The following is a 14,369-nucleotide window of genomic DNA, read 5'->3' on the forward strand; positions in this document are numbered from 1 at the left end:
TGAATGGGTTCATGTGCAGCTCCATCAGCAAAAGGGGATGATAAGTTTATCACCACCGACTATTTGCAACAGTGCCGGAAACCCTGCACCGTGTCGCAACCCGCCTGCCGCAACCACGCAAGGCAGTCGGGTGTTTCCACACCCTCGGCTACCACCTCCATTGTCGTTTTCAGAAGACGGCTGCACTGAACGTCAGAAGCCGACTGCACTATAGCAGCGGAGGGGTTGGATCCATCAGGCAACGACGGGCTGCTGCCGGCCATCAGCGGACGCAGGGAGGACTTTCCGCAACCGGCCGTTCGATGCGGCACCGATGGCCTTCGCGCAGGGGTAGTGAATCCGCCAGGATTGACTTGCGCTGCCCTACCTCTCACTAGTGAGGGGCGGCAGCGCATCAAGCGGTGAGCGCACTCCGGCACCGCCAACTTTCAGCACATGCGTGTAAATCATCGTCGTAGAGACGTCGGAATGGCCGAGCAGATCCTGCACGGTTCGAATGTCGTAACCGCTGCGGAGCAAGGCCGTCGCGAACGAGTGGCGGAGGGTGTGCGGTGTGGCGGGCTTCGTGATGCCTGCTTGTTCTACGGCACGTTTGAAGGCGCGCTGAAAGGTCTGGTCATACATGTGATGGCGACGCACGACACCGCTCCGTGGATCGGTCGAATGCGTGTGCTGCGCAAAAACCCAGAACCACGGCCAGGAATGCCCGGCGCGCGGATACTTCCGCTCAAGGGCGTCGGGAAGCGCAACGCCGCTGCGGCCCTCGGCCTGGTCCTTCAGCCACCATGCCCGTGCACGCGACAGCTGCTCGCGCAGGCTGGGTGCCAAGCTCTCGGGTAACATCAAGGCCCGATCCTTGGAGCCCTTGCCCTCCCGCACGATGATCGTGCCGTGATCGAAATCCAGATCCTTGACCCGCAGTTGCAAACCCTCACTGATCCGCATGCCCGTTCCATACAGAAGCTGGGCGAACAAACGATGCTCGCCTTCCAGAAAACCGAGGATGCGAACCACTTCATCCGGGGTCAGCACCACCGGCAAGCGCCGCGACGGCCGAGGTCTTCCGATCTCCTGAAGCCAGGGCAGATCCGTGCACAGCACCTTGCCGTAGAAGAACAGCAAGGCCGCCAATGCCTGACGATGCGTGGAGACCGAAACCTTGCGCTCGTTCGCCAGCCAGGACAGAAATGCCTCGACTTCGCTGCTGCCCAAGGTTGCCGGGTGACGCACACCGTGGAAACGGATGAAGGCACGAACCCAGTGGACATAAGCCTGTTCGGTTGGTAAGCTGTAATGCAAGTAGCGTATGCGCTCACGCAACTGGTCCAGAACCTTGACCGAACGCAGCGGTGGTAACGGCGCAGTGGCGGTTTTCATGGCTTGTTATGACTGTTTTTTTGTACAGTCTATGCCTCGGGCATCCAAGCAGCAAGCGCGTTACGCCGTGGGTCGATGTTTGATGTTATGGAGCAGCAACGATGTTACGCAGCAGGGCAGTCGCCCTAAAACAAAGTTAGCCATATGAACTCGGAATCAGTACGCATTTATCTCGTTGCTGCGATGGGAGCCAATCGGGTTATTGGCAATGGTCCTAATATCCCCTGGAAAATTCCGGGTGAGCAGAAGATTTTTCGCAGACTCACTGAGGGAAAAGTCGTTGTCATGGGGCGAAAGACCTTTGAGTCTATCGGCAAGCCTCTACCGAACCGTCACACATTGGTAATCTCACGCCAAGCTAACTACCGCGCCACTGGCTGCGTAGTTGTTTCAACGCTGTCGCACGCTATCGCTTTGGCATCCGAACTCGGCAATGAACTCTACGTCGCGGGCGGAGCTGAGATATACACTCTGGCACTACCTCACGCCCACGGCGTGTTTCTATCTGAGGTACATCAAACCTTCGAGGGTGACGCCTTCTTCCCAATGCTCAACGAAACAGAATTCGAGCTTGTCTCAACCGAAACCATTCAAGCTGTAATTCCGTACACCCACTCCGTTTATGCGCGTCGAAACGGCTAACCATTCCGTCAACGGGACGCCAAAATGCTGCGCATTTTGGTTCCCTCCGCTGCGCTCCGGCTCTCGTTACGTCCAACGTTAGCACCACTGAAACCCAGCTTTATTTAGCTCATGTTTATTCAAACGGCATTTAGCTTTTCAGGCGTTATTCAGTGCCTGTTTTGCCTTTTTTCCGGGCTTCGCCTGCATGGGCTGCGCAGGTTTTCAGTCTTTTTGGCCTCTAGCCCTTGCGTAGCAAGCGCAAGCAGCTATCGTTTTTGCAGTGCTGTGCCGCCTCGGTGGCGCAGCGTTTTTTCACGGTTAGCGCCCGTCGCCAAATTCAAGTTATCCGTTTTGGCTTCTGGTTCTAACATTTCGGTCAAGCCGACCCGCATTCTGCGGTCGGCTTACCTCGCCCGTTAGACATCATGAGGGAAGCGGTGACCATCGAAATTTCGAACCAACTATCAGAGGTGCTAAGCGTCATTGAGCGCCATCTGGAATCAACGTTGCTGGCCGTGCATTTGTACGGCTCCGCAGTGGATGGCGGCCTGAAGCCATACAGCGATATTGATTTGTTGGTTACTGTGGCCGTAAAGCTTGATGAAACGACGCGGCGAGCATTGCTCAATGATCTTATGGAGGCTTCGGCTTTCCCTGGCGAGAGCGAGACGCTCCGCGCTATAGAAGTCACCCTTGTCGTGCATGACGACATCATCCCGTGGCGTTATCCGGCTAAGCGCGAGCTGCAATTTGGAGAATGGCAGCGCAATGACATTCTTGCGGGTATCTTCGAGCCAGCCATGATCGACATTGATCTAGCTATCCTGCTTACAAAAGCAAGAGAACATAGCGTTGCCTTGGTAGGTCCGGCAGCGGAGGAATTCTTTGACCCGGTTCCTGAACAGGATCTATTCGAGGCGCTGAGGGAAACCTTGAAGCTATGGAACTCGCAGCCCGACTGGGCCGGCGATGAGCGAAATGTAGTGCTTACGTTGTCCCGCATTTGGTACAGCGCAATAACCGGCAAAATCGCGCCGAAGGATGTCGCTGCCGACTGGGCAATAAAACGCCTACCTGCCCAGTATCAGCCCGTCTTACTTGAAGCTAAGCAAGCTTATCTGGGACAAAAAGAAGATCACTTGGCCTCACGCGCAGATCACTTGGAAGAATTTATTCGCTTTGTGAAAGGCGAGATCATCAAGTCAGTTGGTAAATGATGTCTAACAATTCGTTCAAGCCGACCGCGCTACGCGCGGCGGCTTAACTCCGGCGTTAGATGCACTAAGCACATAATTGCTCACAGCCAAACTATCAGGTCAAGTCTGCTTTTATTATTTTTAAGCGTGCATAATAAGCCCTACACAAATTGGGAGATATATCATGAAAGGCTGGCTTTTTCTTGTTATCGCAATAGTTGGCGAAGTAATCGCAACATCCGCATTAAAATCTAGCGAGGGCTTTACTAAGCTTGCCCCTTCCGCCGTTGTCATAATCGGTTATGGCATCGCATTTTATTTTCTTTCTCTGGTTCTGAAATCCATCCCTGTCGGTGTTGCTTATGCAGTCTGGTCGGGACTCGGCGTCGTCATAATTACAGCCATTGCCTGGTTGCTTCATGGGCAAAAGCTTGATGCGTGGGGCTTTGTAGGTATGGGGCTCATAATTGCTGCCTTTTTGCTCGCCCGATCCCCATCGTGGAAGTCGCTGCGGAGGCCGACGCCATGGTGACGGTGTTCGGCATTCTGAATCTCACCGAGGACTCCTTCTTCGATGAGAGCCGGCGGCTAGACCCCGCCGGCGCTGTCACCGCGGCGATCGAAATGCTGCGAGTCGGATCAGACGTCGTGGATGTCGGACCGGCCGCCAGCCATCCGGACGCGAGGCCTGTATCGCCGGCCGATGAGATCAGACGTATTGCGCCGCTCTTAGACGCCCTGTCCGATCAGATGCACCGTGTTTCAATCGACAGCTTCCAACCGGAAACCCAGCGCTATGCGCTCAAGCGCGGCGTGGGCTACCTGAACGATATCCAAGGATTTCCTGACCCTGCGCTCTATCCCGATATTGCTGAGGCGGACTGCAGGCTGGTGGTTATGCACTCAGCGCAGCGGGATGGCATCGCCACCCGCACCGGTCACCTTCGACCCGAAGACGCGCTCGACGAGATTGTGCGGTTCTTCGAGGCGCGGGTTTCCGCCTTGCGACGGAGCGGGGTCGCTGCCGACCGGCTCATCCTCGATCCGGGGATGGGATTTTTCTTGAGCCCCGCACCGGAAACATCGCTGCACGTGCTGTCGAACCTTCAAAAGCTGAAGTCGGCGTTGGGGCTTCCGCTATTGGTCTCGGTGTCGCGGAAATCCTTCTTGGGCGCCACCGTTGGCCTTCCTGTAAAGGATCTGGGTCCAGCGAGCCTTGCGGCGGAACTTCACGCGATCGGCAATGGCGCTGACTACGTCCGCACCCACGCGCCTGGAGATCTGCGAAGCGCAATCACCTTCTCGGAAACCCTCGCGAAATTTCGCAGTCGCGACGCCAGAGACCGAGGGTTAGATCATGCCTAGCATTCACCTTCCGGCCGCCCGCTAAATATCTCCTTTTGGGTTGTTAATAAAACATCCAATAAGTTGACTGTGCGTGAAAAAGAAAGTTTTGTGTGATGGCGTTGAAGATCGCACCGTTAAGCTCTTATGTGGGATGGTGCAGAGCTCGACGACTACCGATAAAACGCAACCGCCGCAAACAGACAAGAAAAAGCCCCAACTGATAACAGTTGGGGCTTCAGTATTGTGATTGGTGGAGCAATAGCACCCTGAACCCAAAACCTTCTCGCTCAACCGGTAGTGGCTGATAACAACTCGTGAGGGCTATTGCGGGTTAAGCATTTAGCGATGTCTAGGGCCAGACTGGACGTCTGAACGCAAGCCGCTGATACTGTACATAACCACAGTATCAGCGGAGGATACCCATGTCGCTGGCAAGGAACGCCACGGCGAGTCAATCGCCCACTCAAACAAACGGTTACGAACGCCACCAACCCGACCAGACGCTGCTCTACCAGCTGGTTGAGCAGCACTACCCAGCCTTCAAAGCCTCACTCGAAGCCCAAGGTCAACACCTGCCTCGCTACATCCAACAAGAATTCAACGACCTCCTCCAATGTGGCCGTCTGGAGTATGGTTTCATGCGGGTTCGCTGCGAGGATTGTCATCACGAGCGTCTGGTCGCCTTCAGCTGTAAACGACGCGGCTTTTGCCCTAGCTGCGGTGCCCGCCGGATGGCCGAGAGTGCGGCGCTGCTGATAGACGAAGTCTTCCCCAAGGAGCCCATTCGCCAGTGGGTGCTCAGCTTTCCTTTCCAGCTACGCTTTTTGCTGGCTCGCCATCCCCAGCTGATGGGCCAGGTCTTGAGTATCGTCTATCGTACACTCTCAACTCATCTGATCAAAAAAGCCGGTTACACCAAAGCCTCTGCACAAACTGGCTCAGTGACTCTTATCCAACGCTTTGGCTCCGCGCTAAATCTCAATGTCCACTACCACATGCTGTTTCTCGATGGTGTCTATGCCGAAGATGACTATGGCAAGCAACGCTTCCATCGTGTCAAGGCACCCACTTACGATGAGCTGAATACGCTCGCTCACACCCTCAGCCATCGCATCGCTCGCTGCATGGAAAAGCGTGGGATTTTGGAGCGTGATGCCGAGAATACGTGGTTGACACTGGAAGAGGGCGAAGACGATACGCTGACTCAATTACATGGTGCTTCGGTTACGTATCGCATTGCCGTCGGCCCCCAGCAAGGGCGCAAAGTCTTCACCCTGCAAACCTTGCCAGGGCGTGAGGATAAAGCCGACTCAAGCAGTCGAGTAGCCAACCATGCTGGTTTCTCGCTACACGCCGGTGTGATGGCCGAAGCGCATCAGCGGGATAAGCTTGAGCGCTTGTGTCGCTACATTAGTCGGCCAGCGGTTTCAGAAAAACGTCTGGCATTAACCGCCAATGGGCAGGTGCGTTACGAGCTCAAAACTCCGTACCGCAATGGCACCACCCATGTGATCTTCGAGCCGCTGGACTTCATCGCCAAACTCGCTGCGTTGGTACCTAAGCCGCGAGTCAACCTCACACGCTTCCACGGCGTCTTTGCACCGAACAGCAAACACCGAGTTCAAGTAACACCCGCCAAGCGGGGCAAGAAGCCCGACAAATCGGAAGGTCTCGATACTAACTGGCGTGACAAGAGTCCTGCAGAGCGCCACCGCGCCATGACCTGGATGCAACGCCTCAAGCGAGTCTTCAATATTGATATTGAAGTCTGCGAACACTGCGGCGGTCACGTCAAAGTGATTGCCAGCATCGAAGATCCGAAGGTCATTGAGCAGATTCTCAAGCATCTGAAACAGAAAACAGCCAAGGCGAATGCCGCCAAGCAGCGTGAGCTGCCACCAGAACGAGCGCCGCCACTGACTCCCAGCCTGTTCGATCCATCACAGAGTCGTCTCTTTGACTGACGACCCCAAATCCAACACTGCTCAACACTGCCAACTTTTAAACGGGGCGGTGGGGCAGTTTGTATCTCTCGAGCTATCAGGCTAGAGATTTTACCGCCAAATCGAACCTTATTAGAGCGGTTTAGGCTGGACCGGCAGTTAAAATTGGGGCTTGAGCGGTAAACGAGTGAGGGAATTTCAGGTAAGATACTTCGGATGAGGAGCAAAAAGGTGGTTTATACTTCCTATACCCAAGCAACTGGCCCCTAAAGGGATCCGTGTAAATGCTGTCGCGCCTGGGCCGTACTGGACGGTATTGCAGTGCTGCGGCGGCCAACCACAGGAAAAAATTGAGAAATTTGGTGCAAATGCGCCGCTTGGTCGCCCTGGCCAACCGGTAGAAATTGCTCCGCTGTATGTCACTTTAGCGGCTGAAGAGAACAGCTATACATCCGGTCAGGTATGGTGTTCTGACGGGGGGACCGGAACCCTCTGACGTTTATGCCCCCGAAGTCGAAACGTCTGAGGGGGAAAGCCAGCCCGGACAATATTGTATAAGGGCAGGGGGCGGCATATACCGCTCCCTGAACATTAACCCATGACAGCGATACCAAGACGTTCCAGGAGCAACGATGCCTGGTAGCTGTCCAGTTTGACGCCTTGCAAATCAACCCCGCGGATATCTAAATCGCCCAGTTCCGAATTGGTCAAATCACAGTGCGTAACGTTTGCTGCTCGCCAGTCGAAGGATGAAAACTCGCCGCCAGAGAGGTCTGATCCACTGAACGTTGCGCCCAGCACCTGAGTACCCATCCAGCGGTTTTCCCACAGCTCGCACTTTTCCAGTACGACTTTTGAAAAGTTGGCGTAGCTTAAGTTGGTATTGGTGATATAGGCGCTACAAAACCAGGTGCGGGTGGTGATCATATTCATAAAACTTGCGCCGCGAAAATCTGACCCTTGTGCCCGGCAGTGGCGAATTTCGATTCCCAGCGCATTGATATTCCTGAAATCAGCCATGGAGAGATCACAACTTTTGAAAATGGCATCTTTCAGGTTAGCGCGACTAAAATTACATCCTTTCTGACTTTCTCGATCATAAAACTGGCAGCCAATAAATTCAGTGCCGCTAAGGTCGGCACCCGAAAAATCACAGTTGAAAAATGTGCTATTTTCAACTTTTTCACCGGTGAACCTGTTTCTGTCAATTTTTTCGCCAACTAACGCCAGAGTCATCATGATTAACCTGTTTTTTTATACAGTGATTGCAACATGGTAAACTGTTTTAACTCTCGCGTCCAACGTCTGCCCCTGCACGCTAAATTTGGTGTTTCTTCAGTAATGCGCGGAGTTGATGGTAGGTCAGACCTAATAATTCAGCGGCTTTTTTCTGATTAAATTTCGCCTGCTGTAAGCTGGTTTGCAAAAATTCCTTCTCCTGCTGCTGTTGGAATTCACGCAGATCCAGCGGTAGGGTTACTGATGTATGTCTGGTTTCTTGCGCCAGCGGCGGTGCGGCGTGACGCCTGAACGGGTCAATCACAATCTCATTCAGTGGGTAATCGCTGGTCCCGTGTCGGTATACCGAACGCTCCACGACGTTTTTCAGTTCACGAATATTGCCCGGCCAACGGTAGTGGAGGAGCGTTTCTTTGGCCTCATCGGTGAACCCAGGAAACAACGGTAACCCGATCTCACGGCACATCTGAATGGCAAAATGTTCAGCCATTAACATGATATCGCTTTGACGTTCGCGTAACGGGGGAAGTTGCACCACGTCAAAGGCCAGACGATCCAGCAGGTCGGCGCGGAACGTGCCTTCACTCACCATGCGTGGCAGGTCGGCGTTGGTTGCGCAAACCAGTCTTACATTGACCTGCAGAGGTTGGCTACCGCCTACGCGTTCCAGCTCTCCGTACTCAATAACGCGCAGCAGTTTTTCCTGTACCAGCATCGGGGCGGTTGCCAGTTCATCAAGAAACAGTGTGCCGCCATCGGCGCGCTCGAACCGACCTGGGTGACGTTTCTGCGCGCCGGTAAAGGCGCCCGCTTCGTGCCCAAAGAGTTCGGAATCAAGTAAATTTTCGTTGAGCGCGGCGCAGTTAAGTGAAATAAACGGGCCTTGCCAACGGGTTGAGAGGTAGTGCAGGCGGTTGGCGATAAGCTCTTTCCCTGTTCCTCGTTCCCCAATGACCAGCACAGGTTTATCCAGCGGCGCGAGACGAGAAACCTGCTCCAGCACTTCAATAAAGCTGTTCGCTTCGCCCAGCAGATTATCTTTGTATCCTGCCATGATGAAATTCACCATTTGTTAGTGTTATTCACCAATTTACCCTATTTATCCCGACAGGTAAAATTAGTTATTTTCAAATATTTCAATGAATTAAAAAGTTGGCATGCGAAGTGCATTAGAACAGCAGCAGGGCATTGCCCGATATCAGAACAGTAAGTGAGGATTACATTATGGGTATTTTTTCTCGTTTTGCCGACATCGTGAACGCCAACATTAATGCGTTGCTGGAAAAGGCTGAAGATCCGCAGAAGCTGGTGCGGTTGATGATCCAGGAAATGGAAGACACGCTGGTTGAGGTGCGCTCCAACTCCGCACGCGCGCTGGCAGAAAAGAAACAGTTATCGCGTCGTATTGAACAGGCCAGCGCCCAACAGGCAGAGTGGCAGGAAAAAGCAGAGCTGGCGCTGCGTAAAGAAAAAGAAGATTTGGCGCGTTCTGCGTTAATCGAAAAGCAGAAACTGACTGACCTGATTGCCTCCCTGGAGCATGAGGTGACGCTGGTTGACGATACGCTGGCGCGTATGAAAAAAGAGATCGGTGAACTGGAAAACAAACTCAGTGAAACCCGTGCTCGTCAGCAGGCATTGATGTTGCGCCATCAGGCGGCGAGTTCTTCCCGTGATGTTCGTCGTCAACTGGACAGCGGCAAACTGGATGAAGCGATGGCTCGCTTTGAATCTTTTGAGCGTCGTATCGATCAAATGGAAGCTGAAGCTGAAAGCCATAACTTCGGTAAGCAGAAGTCTTTGGATCAGCAATTTGCTGACCTGAAAGCAGATGATGAAATCAGCGAGCAGTTGGCGCAATTGAAAGCCAAAATGCAGCAAGACAAGCAATAATAATATCTGGCGGTGCCCGAACGCGCCGCCGCTCATCACCTGTAAGGAGTACTCATGAGCGCGCTATTTCTGGCCATCCCGTTAACCATCTTTGTGCTGTTCGTCTTACCGATTTGGCTCTGGCTGCATTACAGCAATCGTTCCAGTCGCGGCGAGCTGGCGCAAAGTGAACAACAGCGTCTGGTAGAACTTAACCAGGACGCACAGCGGATGCGTGAGCGCATTCAAGCGCTGGAAGACATCCTTGATGCTGAACATCCAAACTGGAGGGACCGCTAATGGGGGGCGTTAATCTGAATAAAAAACTGTGGCGTATACCGCAGCAGGGCATGGTGAAAGGGGTTTGCGCGGGTATTGCGCATTATCTCGATGTTCCTGTGAAACTGGTGCGGATCCTGGTGGTGCTGTCCATCTTTTTTGGTCTGGCCTTTTTCACCTTTGTCGCCTACATCGTACTGACGTTTGTGTTGGATCCGATGCCAGACAACGTGGTTTCCGGAGAACAGCAGCCATCAAGCGGTGAGCTATTGGATGCTGTCGATCGTGAACTGGCTGCAAGTGAAAAGCGTTTGCGTGAGATGGAGCGTTATGTAACGTCTGATACTTTTACATTACGCAGCCGCTTCCGCCAATTGTGAGGTTAGAAATGAATAATCGCTGGCAACGTGCCGGGCAAAGGGTTAAGCCGGGCATTAAAATAGCAGGTAAGCTGGTGCTACTGACTGCGCTGCGCTATGGCCCGGCTGGGGTAGCAGGGTGGGCGGTGAAGTCCGTGGCCCGACGTCCGCTAAAAATGTTGCTGGCGTTAGTATTGGAACCTTTGTTGAGCCGGGCAGCGACAAAATTGTCGAAACGCTATTCAGGTAATCAACCCTGATATCCGAAACAACAAAAGCAAGCAACATTTAGTCAACATTCCCCCAGTTAATTTGCGGCAGAGTAGTCTCTTGTGTCATGGGATCGCTACCAATAGAAATGAAGGTGAAAGCGACAGACTCCATTATGCAGGTATCGGTGTGAATTACGCATTCTAAAATGCACTGGGGCATTGTTATGCCCCAGTTTTTATACCAGTGAGTCGGCTAACGATATTTGTGTACCCACGGTGATATTTTGTAAACCTTTCTCACCGGCAATCAGGCTAAATAATAAATTACAGCTTTGTTCGCCGAGCTGCTGGGTTGGGACATCAATGCCTCCCGGCACGGGCGTCAGCATAAATGACAACAGTTCATTACAGTGACGGTATACGGCACCGGCTTGCCGTCACGGGTCATAGACAGACGCGATTCCAGATTTTTGACATCAGCGGGGGCATTGAAGGTCAGGCCGATAATGGCGTGTTTTTTCATCGGATCTTGCGGATCCTGATAGAACTCCGCCCGGCCGCCGCGATAATAAAACTCAGGGGTGGTAAAGGTTTTTTGTTTCTCTGTTAACGCCACCTGCGGAGCCAGCAGTGTTTTGGCATCCATATCGACGGTGTAGGTTTTCCCCATCGGGAAGGTTTTTTTCGCCGTGAATACCAGCTTACGGTCATTACGCCACTGCCACTCACCTTCCATTGCGGGGGTCAGGGTAATACCGGCGGTGACCGGTTTACCGATCAGCGTTACCGGTGCGGCAGAGCGGGAGAATGTCACCACCACAATCTGCGCTGAATTATCATCACGGTTATAATTAACCGCCGAAGGGCGCTGCACAGACGCGGAAATATCCTGCACCACCAGCGGCGCAACATCCACCGGCTTCGGTTTGTTCTGATACCAGTGCCAGGTGTAATAACTGCCCGCTGCCACCGCAGCAGTCAGTAATAATAAGGCAGATATGGTTTTCGGATAGCGGTTGCCCCCCCGCTCCAGCCGGGCAAGCTGATTACCGGCAAAGGTCACCCAGCCCGGCACCGCCCAGCGGATCCGTCCGGTGAACGGGCGCAGCAGAAAACCCAGCAGAGTAAAGAGATAAACAAGACTGCGAGCCGCCAGACGCAGCAAAATAAAAGGTAAGCGGAGGATAAAACGCAGAACGTCCATGACAACATTTTCCTCTGTGTGTTGAGACTGACATCAGTTTGCCGCAGCACACAGTGAAATCCGGTTCAGCCGGAAGCTGTCAGTGCCCGATACTCTCATCCTCCATAAAACAGCCCATAAAGCAAATTATTGCATAAGGAATAATCTTAAATTACGGCCCCGGCGTATCCGCAGGGGCCTGTTCAGGAAAAAAATTATTCCAGTGCACTCAAAATAGCCTGTGCAGCTTTGACTCTTTCGGTATTCGGGTAGTTTTTATTCGCCAGAATCACAATCGCCACCTGTTTTTCCGGAATAAAGGCGACATAGGCGCCGAAACCAGTTGTTGCGCCCGTTTTATGCACCCAGGAAGCACGGTTATACGGCTGAACCTGGTTGTCTGTTACCGGATGCGGCTGCAATGCGACCTCGTTGGTCACACCGTTAATGATCATATCTTTCTGCTGCGGCCAGTCATACATTTCCCAGCCCAGCCCCTGGTTAATCGCGGCGGTTTTATAGTAGCGGGTCTGGGCGAGATACATTGCCATTTCCAGATCCGCATTACCGGCCCGTGACGGCTCCATATTCATTTCCGCCCAGCGCAGCATATCTTTTGAGGCGGATTTCACGCCGTAAGATTCCGCATCAAGCTGTCCCGGCGACACGCGGACCGGTTTTTTGTTTTTATAACCGTACGCATACTGGCTTTGCGCACTTTCCGGCACAGTAATAAAGGTGTGAGATAACCCCAGCGGTGCCAGGATCCGTGCAGTCAGCAACTGCTCATACGGCATCCCCGCCGCGTTTGCGGTCAGAGCACCAAACAGGCCGATACTGCTGTTTGCATACAGACGCATATCGCCCGGTTTCCGGGACGGCTGCCACTGCTGATAGAAATTCAGCAGATCCGCACGGCTTTTTACCGCATCCGGCACCTGTAACGGCAGTCCGCCTGCGGTATAGGTAGCCAGATCCAGCAATGTGATCCCCTTCCACTGCGGCAGAGCCAGCTCCGGCTGGTATTTTGCCGCCGGATCATTCAGCGCCATCTCTTTTTTCGCCACAGAAACCGCACCCAGCACACCTGTGAAAGTTTTACTTACAGATCCGAGCTCAAATAGTGTATTTTCAGTGACCGGCTGTTTTGCCTGAATATCGGCAAAACCATAATTGAAATAATAGGGCTTACCCTTTACGGAGACGGCAACCGCCATCCCGGGAATATCCTGCTGTGCCATCAGCGGTTTAATGGTGCTGTCCACCACCGCCGCGACATTATCAGCGGCAGAAAACCCCGGGGCGGAAAACGCCAGCAGAGCGGAAATCAGTGTTGCAGATAACGATTTTTTCATCAGAATTAACCTTCCGTGTGTGAGTAACGGCGGCAAGTATCGTCAGATTCACCGGACAGAACAAACGGTTATTTATAACAAGAGCCTAAAGAAAAACTTACAGGTGGATTATGGTCAGACGTTATCTCCCCCTTAACCCGCTGCGCGCCTTTGAGGCCGCCGCCCGTCATCTCAGTTTTACCCGCGCGGCGATTGAGCTGAATGTCACCCATGCCGCCGTCAGCCAGCAGGTCAGGGCGCTGGAAGAACAACTCGGCTGTGTGCTGTTTACCCGCGTCTCGCGCGGGCTGGTGCTGACCCATGAAGGTGAGGGATTACTGCCGGTGCTCAATGAGGCGTTTGACCGGATTGCGGATACTCTGGAGTGTTTTTCTCACGGGCAGTTCCGTGAGCGGGTGAAAGTCGGTGCGGTGGGAACATTTGCCGCAGGCTGGCTGCTGCCGCGTCTGGCCGGATTCTATGACAGCCATCCGCATATTGATCTGCATATCTCCACCCATAACAATCATGTGGACCCGGCGGCGGAAGGGCATGATTATACGATCCGTTTCGGTAACGGCGCGTGGCATGAGTCAGATGCGGAACTGATTTTCAGTGCACCACACGCTCCGCTGTGCTCACCGGCCATTGCAGAACAGTTACAGCAGCCGGATGATGTTCACCGCTTTACCCTGCTGCGCTCATTCCGCCGGGATGAATGGAGCCGCTGGCTGGATTGTGCGGGCGGCACACCGCCTTCCCCGTCACAGCCGGTAATGGTGTTCGATACCTCACTGGCCATGGCCGAGGCGGCACAACTGGGTGCCGGGGTAGCGATCGCACCGGTATGTATGTTCAGCCGCCTGTTACAGTCAGGCGCACTGGTACAGCCGTTTGCCGCAGAAATCACCCTCGGCGGCTACTGGCTGACGCGGTTACAGTCCCGTACGGAAACCCCGGCCATGCAGCAATTCGCCCGCTGGCTGCTGAATACGGCGGCGGCGTAAAACTCACTCACCTTCCAGGCTTTTTACCCGCAAATCATCACCTTCACTGATGCGCAGCCGTTCACTGCCGCAGTGCGGACAGCATCCGGCGTGCTGCATGATTTCGGCCTCACGGCTGCAATCCCAGCACCATGCCTGTGCCGGGATAACATCAATATGCAGTGTGCAGCCCTGCGCCACGGTATCACGGCAGGCGATATCAAAACAGAAATGCAGTGCACTCTCCTCAACATCCGCCAGTGCGCCGACTTCCAGCCAGACATCCGTTACCCGCGCAATGCCGTGCTGTTCAGCCTGTTCGCGGATAATGTCCGCCGCACCGAGGGCTTTACTAAGCTTGCCCCTTCCGCCGTTGTCATAATCGGTTATGGCATCGCATTTTATTTTCTTTCTCTGG

At 53.6% G+C, this 14,369-nt stretch carries 17 protein-coding genes and 3 pseudogenes; 13 read left to right on the top strand and 7 right to left on the bottom strand.

Going from position 1 to position 14,369, the window contains the following annotated elements:
* Positions 1-363 precede the first annotated feature (363 nt).
* On the bottom strand, positions 364-1,377 hold the full coding sequence (intI1, locus tag RYZ59_RS23835; RefSeq protein WP_000845039.1) for a class 1 integron integrase IntI1: 1,014 nt from the start codon (positions 1,375-1,377) through the stop codon (positions 364-366).
* Positions 1,378-1,521: 144 nt separating this feature from the next.
* Here intI1 and dfrA12 point away from each other — a divergent pair, with 144 nt between their 5' ends.
* The 7 genes and pseudogenes from dfrA12 to RYZ59_RS23870 form a co-directional block, all read left to right on the top strand.
* Positions 1,522-2,019, top strand: coding sequence for a trimethoprim-resistant dihydrofolate reductase DfrA12 (gene dfrA12, locus RYZ59_RS23840; protein WP_001083725.1), 498 nt, complete (start codon positions 1,522-1,524; stop codon positions 2,017-2,019).
* 111 nt (positions 2,020-2,130) lie between these two features.
* Complete coding sequence (locus tag RYZ59_RS23845) at positions 2,131-2,421, top strand: DUF1010 domain-containing protein (RefSeq protein WP_001336345.1); 291 nt, start codon at positions 2,131-2,133, stop codon at positions 2,419-2,421.
* A gap of 5 nt (positions 2,422-2,426) precedes the next feature.
* Positions 2,427-3,265: pseudogene (locus tag RYZ59_RS23850) on the top strand (AadA family aminoglycoside 3''-O-nucleotidyltransferase).
* Between the two features lie 116 nt (positions 3,266-3,381).
* Positions 3,382-3,729 carry a quaternary ammonium compound efflux SMR transporter QacE delta 1 gene (locus RYZ59_RS23855; protein ID WP_000679427.1) on the top strand — a complete coding sequence of 116 codons (348 nt, stop codon included), beginning with the start codon at positions 3,382-3,384 and terminating at the stop codon, positions 3,727-3,729.
* Positions 3,723-4,562, top strand: coding sequence for a sulfonamide-resistant dihydropteroate synthase Sul1 (gene sul1, locus RYZ59_RS23860; RefSeq protein ID WP_000259031.1), 840 nt, complete (start codon positions 3,723-3,725; stop codon positions 4,560-4,562). Before RYZ59_RS23855 ends, sul1 begins: the two co-directional genes overlap by 7 nt.
* Before the next feature lie 404 nt (positions 4,563-4,966).
* Entirely contained in the window at positions 4,967-6,508 is a 1,542-nt protein-coding gene (locus RYZ59_RS23865; protein WP_000050481.1) for an IS91-like element ISCR1 family transposase, read from the top strand.
* A gap of 229 nt (positions 6,509-6,737) precedes the next feature.
* Positions 6,738-6,983: pseudogene (locus RYZ59_RS23870) on the top strand (SDR family oxidoreductase); the annotation flags it as partial.
* A gap of 95 nt (positions 6,984-7,078) precedes the next feature.
* Here the strand turns inward: RYZ59_RS23870 and RYZ59_RS23875 are convergent.
* On the bottom strand, positions 7,079-7,723 hold the full coding sequence (locus RYZ59_RS23875; RefSeq protein ID WP_017900990.1) for a quinolone resistance pentapeptide repeat protein QnrB4: 645 nt from the start codon (positions 7,721-7,723) through the stop codon (positions 7,079-7,081).
* An 82-nt stretch (positions 7,724-7,805) separates the two neighbouring features.
* Positions 7,806-8,795, bottom strand: a complete 990-nt coding sequence (gene pspF, locus RYZ59_RS23880) for a phage shock protein operon transcriptional activator (protein WP_017900991.1) — start codon at positions 8,793-8,795, stop codon at positions 7,806-7,808.
* A 155-nt stretch (positions 8,796-8,950) separates the two neighbouring features.
* Here pspF and pspA point away from each other — a divergent pair, with 155 nt between their 5' ends.
* From pspA to pspD, 4 genes are read left to right on the top strand one after another with little or no spacing between them, the layout of a single operon-like run.
* Positions 8,951-9,619 (top strand): phage shock protein PspA, encoded by a 669-nt coding sequence (gene pspA / locus RYZ59_RS23885; protein WP_003020532.1) that lies wholly within the window; start codon positions 8,951-8,953, stop codon positions 9,617-9,619.
* A gap of 54 nt (positions 9,620-9,673) precedes the next feature.
* Positions 9,674-9,898 (top strand): envelope stress response membrane protein PspB, encoded by a 225-nt coding sequence (gene pspB / locus RYZ59_RS23890; RefSeq protein ID WP_004193245.1) that lies wholly within the window; start codon positions 9,674-9,676, stop codon positions 9,896-9,898.
* Positions 9,898-10,257: an envelope stress response membrane protein PspC gene (pspC, locus tag RYZ59_RS23895; RefSeq protein WP_004193243.1), complete on the top strand. Its 360-nt coding sequence runs from the start codon at positions 9,898-9,900 to the stop codon at positions 10,255-10,257. The genes pspB and pspC overlap by 1 nt, the downstream gene beginning before the upstream one ends.
* 8 nt (positions 10,258-10,265) lie before the next feature.
* A complete protein-coding gene (gene pspD / locus RYZ59_RS23900) occupies positions 10,266-10,496 on the top strand; it encodes a phage shock protein PspD (protein WP_004193241.1) in 231 nt (76 codons plus the stop codon).
* 188 nt (positions 10,497-10,684) lie between these two features.
* On the opposite strand, the pseudogene RYZ59_RS23905 reads toward pspD, so the two are convergent.
* The 3 genes and pseudogenes from RYZ59_RS23905 to RYZ59_RS23915 form a co-directional block, all read right to left on the bottom strand.
* Positions 10,685-10,873: pseudogene (locus RYZ59_RS23905) on the bottom strand (LacI family transcriptional regulator); the annotation flags it as partial.
* Entirely contained in the window at positions 10,831-11,652 is an 822-nt protein-coding gene (locus RYZ59_RS23910; RefSeq protein WP_013214003.1) for a hypothetical protein, read from the bottom strand. The gene RYZ59_RS23910 and the pseudogene RYZ59_RS23905, both read right to left, overlap by 43 nt.
* A gap of 194 nt (positions 11,653-11,846) precedes the next feature.
* Positions 11,847-12,986 (bottom strand): extended-spectrum class C beta-lactamase DHA-1, encoded by a 1,140-nt coding sequence (locus RYZ59_RS23915; protein ID WP_004236386.1) that lies wholly within the window; start codon positions 12,984-12,986, stop codon positions 11,847-11,849.
* A gap of 110 nt (positions 12,987-13,096) precedes the next feature.
* Here RYZ59_RS23915 and ampR point away from each other — a divergent pair, with 110 nt between their 5' ends.
* Positions 13,097-13,972 carry a LysR family transcriptional regulator AmpR gene (gene ampR, locus RYZ59_RS23920; RefSeq protein ID WP_004193231.1) on the top strand — a complete coding sequence of 292 codons (876 nt, stop codon included), beginning with the start codon at positions 13,097-13,099 and terminating at the stop codon, positions 13,970-13,972.
* Between the two features lie 3 nt (positions 13,973-13,975).
* On the opposite strand, the gene hypA is transcribed toward ampR, so the two are convergent.
* The gene (gene hypA, locus RYZ59_RS23925; protein WP_050583588.1) at positions 13,976-14,281 is read right to left on the bottom strand and encodes a hydrogenase maturation nickel metallochaperone HypA; all 306 of its coding nucleotides are present in this window, start codon (positions 14,279-14,281) and stop codon (positions 13,976-13,978) included.
* Here hypA and RYZ59_RS23930 point away from each other — a divergent pair.
* On the top strand, positions 14,234-14,369 hold a 136-nt coding region (locus RYZ59_RS23930), incomplete at its 3' end, for an SMR family transporter (protein WP_230203949.1). The two genes, hypA and RYZ59_RS23930, sit on opposite strands and share 48 nt — an antisense overlap.

The organism is Citrobacter sp. HN-141 (assembly GCF_033341895.1).
In the GTDB taxonomy this organism is placed as follows: Bacteria; Pseudomonadota; Gammaproteobacteria; order Enterobacterales; family Enterobacteriaceae; genus Citrobacter.

Coding starts and splice junctions, on each gene's coding strand:
- intI1 (WP_000845039.1), bottom strand. CDS start 1,377: ATGAAAACCGCCACTGCGCCGTTACCACCGCTGCGTTCGGTCAAGGTT.
- dfrA12 (WP_001083725.1), top strand. CDS start 1,522: ATGAACTCGGAATCAGTACGCATTTATCTCGTTGCTGCGATGGGAGCC.
- RYZ59_RS23845 (WP_001336345.1), top strand. CDS start 2,131: ATGTTTATTCAAACGGCATTTAGCTTTTCAGGCGTTATTCAGTGCCTG.
- RYZ59_RS23855 (WP_000679427.1), top strand. CDS start 3,382: ATGAAAGGCTGGCTTTTTCTTGTTATCGCAATAGTTGGCGAAGTAATC.
- sul1 (WP_000259031.1), top strand. CDS start 3,723: ATGGTGACGGTGTTCGGCATTCTGAATCTCACCGAGGACTCCTTCTTC.
- RYZ59_RS23865 (WP_000050481.1), top strand. CDS start 4,967: ATGTCGCTGGCAAGGAACGCCACGGCGAGTCAATCGCCCACTCAAACA.
- RYZ59_RS23875 (WP_017900990.1), bottom strand. CDS start 7,723: ATGACTCTGGCGTTAGTTGGCGAAAAAATTGACAGAAACAGGTTCACC.
- pspF (WP_017900991.1), bottom strand. CDS start 8,795: ATGGTGAATTTCATCATGGCAGGATACAAAGATAATCTGCTGGGCGAA.
- pspA (WP_003020532.1), top strand. CDS start 8,951: ATGGGTATTTTTTCTCGTTTTGCCGACATCGTGAACGCCAACATTAAT.
- pspB (WP_004193245.1), top strand. CDS start 9,674: ATGAGCGCGCTATTTCTGGCCATCCCGTTAACCATCTTTGTGCTGTTC.
- pspC (WP_004193243.1), top strand. CDS start 9,898: ATGGGGGGCGTTAATCTGAATAAAAAACTGTGGCGTATACCGCAGCAG.
- pspD (WP_004193241.1), top strand. CDS start 10,266: ATGAATAATCGCTGGCAACGTGCCGGGCAAAGGGTTAAGCCGGGCATT.
- RYZ59_RS23910 (WP_013214003.1), bottom strand. CDS start 11,652: ATGGACGTTCTGCGTTTTATCCTCCGCTTACCTTTTATTTTGCTGCGT.
- RYZ59_RS23915 (WP_004236386.1), bottom strand. CDS start 12,986: ATGAAAAAATCGTTATCTGCAACACTGATTTCCGCTCTGCTGGCGTTT.
- ampR (WP_004193231.1), top strand. CDS start 13,097: ATGGTCAGACGTTATCTCCCCCTTAACCCGCTGCGCGCCTTTGAGGCC.